General features: G+C 71.9%; 11 protein-coding genes. 4 read left to right on the forward strand and 7 right to left on the reverse strand.

The window, feature by feature from the left end:
* Positions 1 to 10: 10 nt before the first annotated feature.
* The 7 genes from OV427_RS24275 to OV427_RS24305 form a co-directional block, all read right to left on the reverse strand.
* A complete protein-coding gene (locus OV427_RS24275) occupies positions 11 to 553 on the reverse strand; it encodes a hypothetical protein (RefSeq protein ID WP_267858542.1) in 543 nt (180 codons plus the stop codon).
* Positions 554 to 734: 181 nt separating this feature from the next.
* Positions 735 to 1,499, reverse strand: coding sequence for a DUF5953 family protein (locus OV427_RS24280; protein WP_267858543.1), 765 nt, complete (start codon positions 1,497 to 1,499; stop codon positions 735 to 737).
* Position 1,500: 1 nt separating this feature from the next.
* Positions 1,501 to 2,421, reverse strand: coding sequence for a DUF6310 domain-containing protein (locus tag OV427_RS24285; RefSeq protein WP_267858544.1), 921 nt, complete (start codon positions 2,419 to 2,421; stop codon positions 1,501 to 1,503).
* 30 nt (positions 2,422 to 2,451) lie between these two features.
* Positions 2,452 to 3,144, reverse strand: a complete 693-nt coding sequence (locus tag OV427_RS24290) for a YqiA/YcfP family alpha/beta fold hydrolase (protein ID WP_267858545.1) — start codon at positions 3,142 to 3,144, stop codon at positions 2,452 to 2,454.
* Positions 3,141 to 4,286, reverse strand: coding sequence for a serine hydrolase (locus OV427_RS24295; protein WP_267858546.1), 1,146 nt, complete (start codon positions 4,284 to 4,286; stop codon positions 3,141 to 3,143). Before OV427_RS24295 ends, OV427_RS24290 begins: the two co-directional genes overlap by 4 nt.
* A 41-nt stretch (positions 4,287 to 4,327) precedes the next feature.
* A complete protein-coding gene (locus OV427_RS24300) occupies positions 4,328 to 4,966 on the reverse strand; it encodes a hypothetical protein (protein ID WP_267858547.1) in 639 nt (212 codons plus the stop codon).
* Between the two features lie 143 nt (positions 4,967 to 5,109).
* Positions 5,110 to 5,703, reverse strand: coding sequence for a hypothetical protein (locus tag OV427_RS24305; protein WP_267858548.1), 594 nt, complete (start codon positions 5,701 to 5,703; stop codon positions 5,110 to 5,112).
* A 172-nt stretch (positions 5,704 to 5,875) separates the two neighbouring features.
* Here OV427_RS24305 and OV427_RS24310 point away from each other — a divergent pair, with 172 nt between their 5' ends.
* The 4 genes from OV427_RS24310 to OV427_RS24325 all read left to right on the forward strand — a co-directional run bounded on the left by OV427_RS24310 (position 5,876) and on the right by OV427_RS24325 (position 12,390).
* A complete protein-coding gene (locus OV427_RS24310) occupies positions 5,876 to 7,048 on the forward strand; it encodes an AAA family ATPase (RefSeq protein WP_267858549.1) in 1,173 nt (390 codons plus the stop codon).
* A gap of 23 nt (positions 7,049 to 7,071) precedes the next feature.
* Positions 7,072 to 7,506: a hypothetical protein gene (locus OV427_RS24315; RefSeq protein ID WP_267858550.1), complete on the forward strand. Its 435-nt coding sequence runs from the start codon at positions 7,072 to 7,074 to the stop codon at positions 7,504 to 7,506.
* 73 nt (positions 7,507 to 7,579) lie between these two features.
* A complete protein-coding gene (locus tag OV427_RS24320) occupies positions 7,580 to 9,412 on the forward strand; it encodes a hypothetical protein (RefSeq protein WP_267858551.1) in 1,833 nt (610 codons plus the stop codon).
* Positions 9,412 to 12,390, forward strand: a complete 2,979-nt coding sequence (locus tag OV427_RS24325) for a bpX6 domain-containing protein (RefSeq protein ID WP_267858552.1) — start codon at positions 9,412 to 9,414, stop codon at positions 12,388 to 12,390. Before OV427_RS24320 ends, OV427_RS24325 begins: the two co-directional genes overlap by 1 nt.
* Position 12,391 lies beyond the last annotated feature (1 nt).

Below are 12,391 nucleotides of genomic sequence, written 5' to 3' on the forward strand. Positions count from 1 at the left end.
ACTCCCGAGGTTAGCCCTTCACCCGGGAGTGCTCGACCACCCAGTTCTTCTCCCACGCCTTGCCGTCGAGGGAGAAGGACTGCTCCCAGCGCGCGGCGTCAGGGCCGAGGCGCGTCCAGTGGAACACGACCTTGATGGGCCGGCCGTCGTCCGTGTCGTCGCCGTAGAACTCGCCGTGGTCGCCGGTGAAGCCGCCCACGACGGGAGGGAACAGCTCGCCGGTCCTGCTGTTGATCCAATACAGGGACCACTGGCGCTTCTCGATGCTGAAGGTGCGCACGGTCATCCCGGACCAGCCCTTCGTGGGGAAGACCACCTCGTCGATGTTCACGATGCCGCCCATGCGGCTCTCGCAGCGGACCGTGTTCGGAAAGACGTCCCAGTCGGTGGAGCCGACCCAGCGCTTCTTCAGGCGGCGGTTCACGCTCGACCAGTTGCCGACGAAGAAGTCGAAGTCGTGGATGTCCCCGGTGGGGAGCTTGGGTGCGGGAGGCGTCTTGCCTCCGGTCGGAACCTGAGTGCCGGCGGCGCTCGGGAAGGGAAGGAGTGACATGGCGCCGGCACCCGCGAGGGCGTGGGTCAGCAGCTTCCGGCGTGACGGGGAGATGAGGAGAGGCATGCGGGAACGCTCGCTCGGGAGGAGGTGTGCCCGAGCAAGATGCGCGCAAGGTGGAGGGGCGGGAAGCGCCACTTAGGCGGAGCGGACTGGGCCACTCCGCCTGGCGTTGCAGGCATCAAGGGGTGGAGCGCCCGCCGATCTCCGGGAAGCGCTCGTAGGCCCGCAGGAGCGCGTTCAGGTGCGCGGGGTTGTCGAGATCGAGCGGAGCGTCCGTGAGGCGAACTACCCATCCGCCTGTTGCTGTGCGCCGCGAGCGTGACAGCAGCTCAGCATCGCGGGCCGCGTCAGGGAACCCGATTGCTTGCGCGGCGGCGTCCGACCAGTAGTTCAGCCACCCCAGACGGTGCGGAATCTCCGGCGCGCGGATCTTCTCCGGGAGCTTGAGCGCTGGCAGCCCGCGTGGAGGAGGCCGTGGGTTGGCAGTCCAGTTCTTCGTCTGGCGCGCGATATCCACTGCTGCTTTGAACGGCGTCGCATGCCCCCAGAACGCACGTGCACCCTCCGCCACGGCCTCCAACACATCCGCTGCCGCCGCGATGCCCTCCGCGGTCAGCGGCAGCGCAACATGCACGTCGAGTTGGGCCTGGCCACACGGCGCGCTGTCCGCCAGGAGCTCCAGTCCAGTCACCGTGACGCGGAAGTCATCATCGCCGTTGCGGAGGAGTGGAAATCCCCCGCCGTCGGACCTCCCTCTGGCGAGCCATGCCTCGCGCTGTGGCACTGGGATGCGCTGTCCCTCGTTGGAAATCGTCCACTCCAAGCGCAGACCAGGCAGCGCGCGCTCCATTCCATGAACTATGGCCAGAGGGCGGCCATCATTGCCCACGAGTGCAGGCGCATAGACGGCCAGGGCGAGCTCATCCTCTTGTGTGGCCGGCATCTCAGCACCACTCCATGACGACGATGATTCCTTCGAGCTCCGGAGCCGTGACCTCCAGCGCGGTCTGGTGCGCGGGGCTTCGCACGCCGACCCGGAAGTCAAATCCGCAGGCTCGTGCGAGCTCGCGTTCACGCCGCAACTCATTCACCTGATTCCTGGTCACAATTCCTCGAAGGTCGGGCGGGTAGGTGTCGAACTTGTCTGTCTTGACCTCCCACAGCACGCGCTCGCGCAGTTGCAGCCCGTCGAAGTTCTTCCCGTTGACGAGCGCATCCCAGCCGGAGAAGTCGTTCCGCGGAATCCTGTCGGCGCACCTGTTGTGGAGGTCATTGCCGCCAAGGTGCGGCACCCGCCGGGGCGTGCACTCTGCGTGGCGCTCCCCGACCAGGGGGCCGGTCGGCACCGGGGGAAGCACGTCCTGCCCTGATGGTTCTGGCCGGAGCTTTCGATTTGCTGAAGATTCGCTCTGGGCGGTCTCCAACTGAGGCACGTGCTCTGTCTCCTCGGCGCGGCTTCCCCTCAGTTCGTACGCATCCAGTGCCTCCTTGATGAGGACGGCCGCCATCACCGCGCCAATGACAATCACCGCACCAACCACAATCTCCGGTGCCGCCAGGGCACAGAGCCCGATTCCCAAGGCAGCCGCTCCCGTGGTGGCGACCGCGCACCTTCCCGTGGGGTCCTTGAACCGGACCCGGTCATGGTCGAGCGCGTGAAAGCACCGCTCCGCCAGCACCGGCCAGGGCTGGGACGCCTCTCTGACGACGCACCGCCCTTCGTCCCTCCAGGGCAGCGCCGCCGCTCGCTGGAGGTTGGCTCTCCTCGGGCTCTGGACCGCAGACTCCCTTGGGCTCGGCGCCGATGTAGCGCAGGCCGAGAGGAAGAGGAGAAGCGCGACGCTTGCTCGGAAACGCAGGGTCATGGCGACGTGTCTTCCCGTGAGGACAGGCCGCTACCGGCCCACTCCCCACGGGCGCAGGAAGTCGTCGGACTCGGAGAGGATGCGAGGGAGGGACGCGGTGAGCTCATGGCCGTCGTCCACCTCCACCAGGCGGACGTGGCGCCGGCCTTCGGCCCACTGCTGCGAGTAGCGGATGAGGCAGGTGTCGTCCGTGCGCCCGTGGATGATGAGCGTGGGGACTCGCACGTCGGGCCAGCCGCCCGTGCGCGCGTCCACCGCTTCCGCGTCCGGGATGAAGCCGGAGTGGATGCGCACCTTGCGCTTTTCCGCGAAGTCGTCGGTCTCAATCCAGCCGGCCTTGTTCCAGTGCGCCCAGCCCGCGTCTCCCATGCGGCGGTGGAGCTGCTCCACCACCCGGAACGCGGGCGCCAGCAGCACGAGCGCGCACACGCGCGCGTCCTGCTCCGCCGTGCGCGCGGCGACGAGCCCGCCCAGGCTGGAGCCGAAGAGGACCGCGCGCTCCTCGGACCCTCCGAGCGTCGCGCGCACCGTGGCGAGCATCGCGCTCAGGCGCAACTCTTCCATCGACGGCACGCGCAGGTTGAGGCGCTCCACGTGGAGGCCCTGGCTCGCGTAGTGCCGCGCCACCGCCACGCCTTTCGTCGAGTCCGGCCCCGAGGCGAAGCCGTGCAGGTACAGCCAGCGAGGACCGATGGGCGCGGGGACGAGAGGCGGCGTGCTCATGGCGGCGCACTGTACCTGTCGGTTGTCACAGGTGTGCGCTGGAATGCTTTCGTGAGCGTCCTCCCGATTCTCGCCAGCAGGTGCTCTGCTTCGGTGACGCGACGGAAACCCCGGGTACACGCGGCCACGATGATGGGGTGGCCCGGCTGGAATTCGAGGATGCCCACGTCACAGGCACGTCGGTGCTGCGTGCCCGTCTTGTGGGCCCAGATGGCGGTGGCGGGGAGGCCGGCCCGGATTCGGGCCCGACCCGTGTCGCAGCTTCGCATCAGGGACTTCGCTTGCTCGCACGTCGCTGGGCTCAAGCCCTCGCAGCGAGCAACCTGCTCCAGCAGCCGGCCCAGCTCGCGCATCGGAGCGGAGTTGGTGCCCTCCGCGTAGTACGCGTCGAAGGCGGACTCCAGCTCACTGCCAGTCCAGGCGGGCGTGTGGCCCAGGACTTCGGAGAGGGCCCTTGCTCGCGTCCCGAGCGTGTTCCTCCGGCCCAGCTCGTGCACCTGCTCGGGCGTCAGCGCCGCGCCCCTCGGGTCCAGCTTTCCGTAGACGTGGTGTCGGTCCTCCAGCAGCGAGATGAGCGGACCGAAGCGCACGCTCCTGCGCTCCAGTCCCGCATTCACGTGGCCGATGCCGACCTGTGCGATGAGCAGGTCCGCCGCGGCATTGTCGCTGTGCACCATCATGTATTCGAGCAGCGTCGCCACGGTGAGCGGCGTGCCCGGGAGCACCTTCGCCATCGGGTGCATTCCGTCGCGGACGTCACCGGGCTCGAAGACGATGGAAGTGTCGAGTGCGAGCTCCCCCGCGTCCACCTGGCGCAGAACCTCCAGCATCACGGCCACCTTGATGGCCGAGGAGAGGTACATGGGCGTGCTCGCGTTGAGGGCGTACTCCTCACCCGTGCTCACGTCGCGGACGTAGAGCGCCAGTTCCCCGTCGAAGTCGCGCGTGGCCGCGTCCATGCCTTCGCGCAGGACGGTGCGCCATGGCGGCTCGGGGATGGCGGCCGCCTTCATGCCTTCGCTCAGGACGGTTCGCCTCGACGGTGGCTCGGAAGCGGCGGACGCGGCACGGGCGGCACCGGCCAGCGTTCCGAGCAGCGTCACGAGGAGTGACAGCCACCTGCTTCCGATGCCGCTGCGCAAGGCGTGGGTCTCCGAGTCTTGTCAGGAGGGCTTGTTACCGCTCAGCCCCCACCGCCTCCGGCCAGGCCCGTGTCCTCGCTCGCGGGCGGGGATGCGGGTGCCTCGGACTGCTGGCCCGCGCCGCCGATGCCCGTGGCATCTTCGTCGGTGTCAGGGGCTGGCGCCGTGTCCGGCTCCGGTGCTGCTTGCTGCTGGGCCGTGGCGCTGGTGTCCGGAGTCGCGGGCGAAGGCGTCGACGCGGGAGGCATCGCCGGCTGTTGGGCCGCGCTGCCGACGGCGGTGGCCTCGGTCGACGTGTCCGAAGCGGGCGGAGTGGCGGACTGCTTCGCGGCACTGCCGCTCGTGGTGGCCTCCGACGAGGTGTCGGATTCAGACGGGCTCGTGGACCGCTGAAGCCCCGCGCCTCCCGTGGCCTGCTCGTCGCAATCCTCCTTGTGCTCCTTCGGCGCGGCACTCACGGACTGCTGCCCGGAGCCACCGGTGCCTACCACCTCACAGGCGAGCTCGGGCTGTTGCTCGGGCGTGGGGGCGCTCGCGCGTCGCGGGCTGACGTGCTGTCCCGTGCTGTTCGTACCCTGTACGCGCGGTTTGGGGTTCGTCGTGTCCGCGGGTCTGCTCTGTTCATGCGCGCAGCCAGTGCCGAGCAGCAACGCCGCCGCGATGGGTCCAATGACTTTCATGGTCAACCCCGTTGGGTCTGGGACTGTTGCCGGGGAAGGTGGGGCGTGCGTCGCGGAACGAACAGTTGGGGGCCTGCCGGGACGCTCCCCCTATGGGAGGGCTGGCGGGGAAGCAGCCGCCCGCCGTGCCGCCCGCCGCGGGCTCAGAACCGCAACACCGGACCCGCAATCACGGACTGAATCGGCCGGAAGCACACGTCCTGGATGTCCTCGGGGATTCGCACATCGCAGAACTGGATGGCCGAGGCCACCGACACGCCCCAGCGCTCACTGAACCAGCCGTCGATTCCCACCCGGATGGCCATGCTCGTGGTGTCGAACTTCGTCCGCCGCAGCTCGCCGAAGTCATCCGGCGTGAAGGGGTTGGACCAGCTCTTCGACAGCCGCGCTCCCACCCACGGGTTGATGGGCTTGTCCCGGAAGAAGCGCAGCCGCGCCTCGACGCCAACCGCCTTGTAGTCGAACTGCGAGGACTCCAGGCGATTCGGGTCCACGGACGTCGGGAACTTCTCGCCCCACATCTCCGCGACCTCGGCCAACAGCCCCAGGGACAGTCCCACCGGCGCCTCCACGCCCAGGTAGCCGTGCAGCGCTCCGCCCTTCGCGTGGAATCCGCTCAGGTGGTCCAGCGCGATGCCCGCGCCCAACGACGCGTAGCCGTGCCAGCCGTCCGCCATCGCCTCCGTGCCCAGGCCCAGCACTCCTGCCAGTGCCACCCACTTCGACAGCTTTCTCATGCGCGCCAGTCTAAGCCCGGGAGTGTGCTCCCCGGGAGCGCTGTCGCCTCTCTCCCCGCGCGTCCGTGTCATGAACGCCGACGGACCCTCGTCACGGAGAGTCACAGGCGCGTCCCACACCGGACGACCCGCTCTTCGCGCCGGCCGAGTCCGGCGGTTAGGCTCACGCCCCATGTCTGTTTCCTTCGAAGCCGCCGCCTCCGCCGTTCGCGATGCCCTCACCGACGCGGGGCGCGGACTCGTCGAGCGCGAGGCCATGGTGGAGCTCGTCGCCCTGTCCGCCGTGGCCGGCGAGCACCTGCTCGTCATCGGCCCGCCCGGTACCGCGAAGAGCGAGGCCGTGCGCCGCACCTCGCGCGCCCTCGGTGGCTCCTACTTCGAGTACCTCCTGGGCCGCTTCACCGAGCCCTCCGAGCTGTTCGGCCCCGTGGACCTGCGCAAGCTGCGCGAGGGGCTCGTGGAGACGGAGACCTCCGGCATGCTTCCCGAGGCCGAAGTGGCCTTCCTCGACGAGGTGTTTCTCGGCTCCACCGCCATCCTCAACACGCTGCTCGGCATCCTCAACGAGCGCACCTTCCGCCGCGGCCACACGCGCATGCGCTGCCCGCTGCGCGTCTGCGTGGGCGCGTCGAACGCGCTGCCCGAGGACGACTCGCTCGCCGCCTTCGCCGACCGCTTCCTCGCGCGCATCTTCGTCGAGCCCGTGCCCGACCCCCGGCTGGAGGAGTTGCTCGCGGGCGGTGCCTCGCTGTGGGGCGAGGGCGAGGCCCGCTCCACCTCGCTGGAGTCCCTGGACGTGCTCGCCCAGGCGGCGCGCGAGGCGGACCTCTCGGCCGTCCGCCCGCACCTGGCGCATGCGCTGCGCACGCTGCGCTCCGCTGGCATCGGCCTGTCCGACCGCCGCGCGGTGAAGGTGCAGAAGCTCATCGCCTCCGCCGCCGCCCTCGCCGGACGGAACGTGCCGACGACCGCGGACCTGTGGCCGCTCGTCTACGCCGTGCCCACGAAGGAGGCGCAGGCGCTCGCTCGCGACGTGCTGCGGGACTTGCTCGCGGCATCGGAGAACCCGGCCCTGGCCGCCGCCGCGCTGGAGGCCAGCGCGGGCCCGCGTGCTCGCGCGCAGCGCATCGCCACGGCGGGACAGTTGCTGCTCTCGGAGCGGCCCGCCCACGGTGATGCGGAGGCGCTCGCCGCGTGGCGGCTGAAGCTGGAGGGTGTGGCTCGGGAGATGGACGCGGGCTTCGCGCCCGAGGCCATGCCCGAGGACCTCAAGGCCCTGCGGGCCCAGGTGTCCGCGGCGCTGGTGCCCGAGGCACCGATGGACGCGCCGGGCGTGGCGGCCTGAGCATGGGGAGCGAAGGAGTACCGGTGCGTTGGGGACCTCGGGCCGAGCCGCTGGAGCCGCTTGCCGTCGCGGGTGAGGGAGACGTGGCGCTCGCGCTCGCGCGCCGGGTGCTCTCCGAATCGGACGCGCGGCTCGCCGGGTGGAGCGGGGTGGCCGGGACAGGCGTGCTCGTCCTGCTGGGCCCCGCGGGCTCGCTGCCGTGGGTGGATGGCGCCGTGTACCTCGGCAGGGACTCCTCCGCGCCGTCGCTGTTGATGCCGTGTGCGCTCGCGCCCGACGTGGCGGCGTCGATGCTGGAGCGCGCGCTGCTCGCTCGCGTGGGGAGCAAGGGGACTCCGGTGGCGGTGCTGCCCGCGTCCGGCCACCTCGTCTCCGTGGGCGCGGCCCGGCCCGTGTCCCGCATCACACTCACCGCCTGGCTGGAGCCAGCTCCGAGGACCGCGCAGGTGACTCCATGAGCGCGCTGCTTCCGGCGATGCGCTTCGCCATGGCGCTCGACGCGCTTCGGTGCCACGCCCGCGAGGTGACTTCGTGACTGCCCTGCCTCCGGCGCTGCGGCCCTGGGCCTCGCAGCTTTCCCTGTTCCCCGATGAGCTGGCCCTGCACCTGGGCCCGTACGTGGCGCGGCTGTCCGCGGCGCTCGGCGCGCTGCGCCCCCGGAGCGAGGCCGATGGCGGCGAGCCGCAGGGCTACGACGGCCTCACCCGACGCGGCACCTATGACCGGCTGCTGGTGAGCGAGTGGCTGTGGGCCCTCGAGTCTCCCGACGAACTGGTGCGCCGTGCCGCCTTCGGCGAGCTGTCCTTCCTCAAGCCCGCGTTCCGCCAGCCGCAGGGGGCTCGCCGCACCGTGGCGCTGCTGGACGCGGGGCCGGACCAGCTCGGGGCTCCGCGCATCGCGCACCTCGCGCTCCTCATCGTCCTGTCCCGCCGCGCCGAGGCCGCGGGTGCCGCCTTCTCCTGGGCGGTACTCCAGTCCGACCCCGGCAAGGGCGCCTTCTCCGAGGTGACGGCGCGCACCCTCAACCCCTGGCTCGCCGCGAGAGACCTGGAGCCTCCCACCGACGAGCGGCTCGCCGCGTGGCGGGATGCGCTGTCGCTCGACGCGGCCCCGGAGGATGCGTGGCTCGTGGGCGACGCGCGGCTGTCCCGGCTGCCGAAGGCCACCGGCCTGTCCCGCGTGGAGGTGGCCGAGGTGCTGGCCCCCGGCACCCGGCAGCTCACCGTGGACGTGCGGCCCGCCTCGCGCGCCTCGCGCTCCGTGCTGCTGGACCTGCCGCCGCCCGACACCAGCGTGCGGCTGCTGAGAGACCCGATCCAGAAGCCCCGCGTCGCGGCACCGGTCGTGCCGCGTCCCTCGCAGGCGACGGCGCCGCTGCGCAGGTTCTCCTTCTCCGCGGATGGCAAGCGACTGCTGCTCTACCGCGAGGACGGCAGCGTGGGCGCCATGGCCATTCCGCACTCCATCCGCGCCACCGTGCCCAAGGCCCGCCGTGTGATGCCGCTTCCAGGGCAGGTGGTGCTGGGCACCGGCTGGCGCCACAACGGAGGCCTCATCATCCTGTCGGTGCGCGGGAACGAGTACGTGCTCCACGGCAAGCTCCGGGGCTCCTCGCGCGGCAAGCCCGACCGTGAGGTCTTCCACTACGAGCCCACGTCCGTGGAGTTGTGGCCTCTGGCGAGTGGCGCGGCTCCGGGCCGGCTGTTGAGCTGCGAGGACTCCAACGGCAACGAGTGCCTGCTGCTGGCCGGAGTGAACAACAGCCTCTACCTCGTCGAGGAGGACCGGGCCACGCGGCGCATCAGCGTGTTCCTCGTGGCACGAGGCGTCACTGCCGCGGCCGAGGTGAACCGCAAGGTGGTCTTCGTGTCGCGCTCCCCGCCCGCGGCGCCGGGAAACGAGTCGACTGGCGCATGGCTCGGCGTCGTGGAGAAGGACTGCGTGCGCCACCTGCCGCTCGGCGCGCGGGACGGTGACGCGTACTTCGGCTACCTGGACGGAGCCGCCCACCCCGACGCGGGCCTGCTCGCGGTGCGGCACAAGCCGGGTTTGTGGCGCCTGTTCCGCTCGGATGGCGCGCGGGAAATCGAATTCTCCACGGACATGAGCGTCATTGGCGTGGGCACGTGCCGCGAGGCCCCGGGTGACCCCGGGCTGTTCGTGCTCGACGAGGACCGGCGCACGCTGTGGCTCATCAGTCCCGATTCCCGCTACCAACTGACGGTGACCTGGGACGGCGTGATGCACGCGGAGGCCAGCCATGCGATGCCGGTGCTCGGGTGGATGTTGAGAGGGGGCACGCTGGTGCTGAGCAACCTGCGCGAGGGCGGCATCCTGTACCAGGCGATGCCGGGGTCGGGATGATGAGCACGACTTCCACGCCGCTGCGTCCTCGAAGACACCTGCACCGGGGCACCGTGCGGGCCTCCGCGCTCTGGTTCGACCCCGCGCTGCTCGGTGAGGGCGAGGCGCGGCGGCGCGTGCTCGCCGCGTGGACTCCGGGCGCCGCCGTGTTCGCCGTGGCCGGGGGCTACCTGCTGCGCCTGTCCCGGCCGTGTGTCGTCGCCAGTGATTCCGCGCCGGGGCTGCCGCTCACGCTGGAGCAGGGCGTCCTCTCCTCCGCGCCGCTGTCGGCCGCCGAGCGCGCGCACCCGGAATTGCGCGACGGCACGGTGGTGCTGGTGCGCGCGGGGCATGCCCGCGTCCACATGCTGACGGGAGCGCGCGCAGTGGACCTGTCGGAGTGGCTCGACGTGTCCGCGTGGGTGTCGCTGCCCGTGCGCGGACTCGGTGCGCCGCCACCGCCGGTGCCCGCGCTGGAGCCCCTGTCGCCACCGACGCGCGCGTTCTTCGGTCCCGCCGTGCCCACGCTCGCGCCCGAGGCGCAGGTGATGCTCGCGCGCATGCAGGGGAAGCCTCCGCCAGAGGGACTCGTGGTGGCGGAGCCTCCGGGCCTGCTGGCGCGGCTGCGCGCGGCGTTCAGGTCCGGGACGGCTTCGGGCGATGCGGCGCAGGCGGGCTCCGCCTCCACCGCGTCCCGTCCCGGTCTGCTCTCCCGGCTCGCCGCGTGGTTCCAGCGGGGCGAGGCTTCGCAGTCCCTGCCCTCGGGTGCTCGTCCCGCCGCGAGCGCCATGCGGCGCGGCCCCGCTGCGTCGAAGCCGCGCCGGCCCTCGTTGCTGAGCCGGCTCCTGGCGTTCTTCGCCTCCTCCGACGAGCAGGGGAAGGGCGCCACCGCCAGCGCCGGTGGCAATGCCGGCGCGGCACCCACCGGCCCCCCGCCGCCAGCGCCGGGGCCGAGCATGCTGTCCCGCCTGTCCGAGTGGATGCTGCGCAACACGCCGCTCGGTGAGCTGCTGGGGCGGCGCAAGGCGGAGTACGTGCGCCGCCTCTTCGACCTCTTCGAGGAGGGCAACCTCCAGGAGGCCCTGCGCTATGCCATTCCCCTGGGTCACAACGAGCTGAGTGAGAATGCGCGCATCGCGCTCGGCGTGCCCGGCCCGCGCGAGTCGCTCTCCATCCAGCCCTCCCGGGGTGGCGCCGCCTCTGTCTTCGCAGGGGGCGAGGCGCTGTTCTCCGCCCTCAAGGAGCGCTACCGCGAGGCCTTCCGCCGCTTCGAGCGCGAGGGCCGCATCGACGAGGCGGCCTTCATCCTGGCCGAGCTGCTGGGCGCGCACGAGGAGGCCGTCTCCTTCCTGGAGCGACACGGCCGCCTCAAGCTGGCCGCCGAGCTGGCCGAGGGCCGCAACCTGTCCCCGGGCCTGGTGGTGCGCCAGTGGTTCCTCGCGAGGGACGTGGCGCGCGCGACGGCCATCGCCCGGCGCAGCGGCGCCTTCGCGGACGCGGTGCTGCGGCTGGAGCGCACGCACCCGGAGGAGGCCCGCGTGCTGCGCCTGCTGTGGGGCGAGACGCTCGCCGAGTCCGGCGACTGGGCCCGCGCGGTGCAAGCGGTGTGGCCCATCACCGACGCCCGCGAGCTGGCGCGCGGCTGGGTGGAGCGCGGCGTGGCGTGCGGCGGCGCGGGCGGCGCGCGGCTGCTCGCGCTGTGGGCCACCGCCTTCTCCGACGGGCTTGCGGCGGCTCGGGCCCGGGTGCGCGAGTTGCTCGACGACGATGCCCCGGAGCGCGCCCCCGAGCGCTTCGCCTTCGCCCTCACGCTGGCCGGCGAGTCGCCCTCCGCGGGCCGCACCGCGCTGGTGGTGCCCACGGTGCGCGCGCTGCTGCGGGACAGGGCGGCGGGCCGGGCCCGCTTCACCTCCGACTTCCTCAGCCGCCTGCTGCGCGACGCCCCCGACGGCACGCTGCGCGCCGACCTGCCCCCACTGACGGAGCGCTCCCGCACCGCGTGGAGCAGCGACGTGTCCCGCCCCCCCGTCCACGCCACCGCGCGCGAGACGGACGACGGCGCCTTTCCCGTCCACGACGCGGTGGCGCTGCCGGACGGCCGGCTGCTGCTCGCGCTGGGCGAGGCGGGCGCGCGGCTGGTGCGCGCGGACGGACAGACGGTGGCGCACTTCGACGTGCCGGCCTTCGCGCTGGTGCCTTCCGTCCACGGAGACCGGGCCCTGGCGCTCGCGCCGCGCGGCGAGGTGCAGCGCCTGTCTCGCCTGGACCTGGTGGCGCGCCGGGCCACCCCGTGGTGCGACGCGGAGGTGCATGCCTGGGCCCCCACCTACGACGGCAGCGTCTGGTTCGTTTTCTCCTGCAGCACGGTGATGATGGTGGACGCGCTCGCCAGGGACTTGCGCGCGCTCTGGCGGGTGCCGGGCTTTCCAAGCTGCTCCGTGGTCGCGATGGCCGTGGATGCCGGGCGGCTCAGCTTCGTCATCAAGGCGCAAGAGCGGTGGACCTACGACTTGCCGCAGGGACCCACGCTGCGCGCCCGCACCCCGCTGACGCCCGACAACCGCTCCTTCGGGAACATCGCCCCGTTCTGCTCGCTGACCGCGGATGGCGAGGCGGCCGTGGTCGCCGACATCCTGGTCAACGACCCACGCTTCCCAGATTCGCCCGACGCGCCCACCCCCATGCGGTCCGAGCCGCGCACCTTCTGGCTGAAGCCCGAGGGGACCCGCTCGGCGTTGCCACCGGAGCCCCACCGCGCCGGACGCAAGCAGCTCTACCTCTCCGAGAACTGGCGGGTGGACGTGCTGCGCTGCACGGGCCACTGGCAGCTCCACCTGACGGACGCGCGCGGCGCCGCGCGCGCCCTGCTCGTGTTCGAGGGAGATGCGCGTCCCCGGGTCCGCCTCACCGCCACCGCGCTGCTGGCCTTCGACGCGCGCGGCCGGCTGCTGTGGCTGGATTTGGAGGAGGGCATCGCCCGGCACGTGGCCGTGCGGTGAC

The sequence above is a fragment of the Pyxidicoccus sp. MSG2 genome (assembly GCF_026626705.1).
In the GTDB taxonomy this organism is placed as follows: domain Bacteria; phylum Myxococcota; class Myxococcia; order Myxococcales; family Myxococcaceae; genus Myxococcus.

Excerpts from the sequence above, each read along its gene's own strand:
- OV427_RS24305 (WP_267858548.1), bottom strand. The coding sequence starts at position 5,703 with ATGAGAAAGCTGTCGAAGTGGGTGGCACTGGCAGGAGTGCTGGGCCTG.
- OV427_RS24280 (WP_267858543.1), bottom strand. The coding sequence starts at position 1,499 with ATGCCGGCCACACAAGAGGATGAGCTCGCCCTGGCCGTCTATGCGCCT.
- OV427_RS24310 (WP_267858549.1), top strand. The coding sequence starts at position 5,876 with ATGTCTGTTTCCTTCGAAGCCGCCGCCTCCGCCGTTCGCGATGCCCTC.
- OV427_RS24290 (WP_267858545.1), bottom strand. The coding sequence starts at position 3,144 with ATGAGCACGCCGCCTCTCGTCCCCGCGCCCATCGGTCCTCGCTGGCTG.
- OV427_RS24300 (WP_267858547.1), bottom strand. The coding sequence starts at position 4,966 with ATGAAAGTCATTGGACCCATCGCGGCGGCGTTGCTGCTCGGCACTGGC.
- OV427_RS24285 (WP_267858544.1), bottom strand. The coding sequence starts at position 2,421 with ATGACCCTGCGTTTCCGAGCAAGCGTCGCGCTTCTCCTCTTCCTCTCG.
- OV427_RS24325 (WP_267858552.1), top strand. The coding sequence starts at position 9,412 with ATGAGCACGACTTCCACGCCGCTGCGTCCTCGAAGACACCTGCACCGG.
- OV427_RS24275 (WP_267858542.1), bottom strand. The coding sequence starts at position 553 with ATGTCACTCCTTCCCTTCCCGAGCGCCGCCGGCACTCAGGTTCCGACC.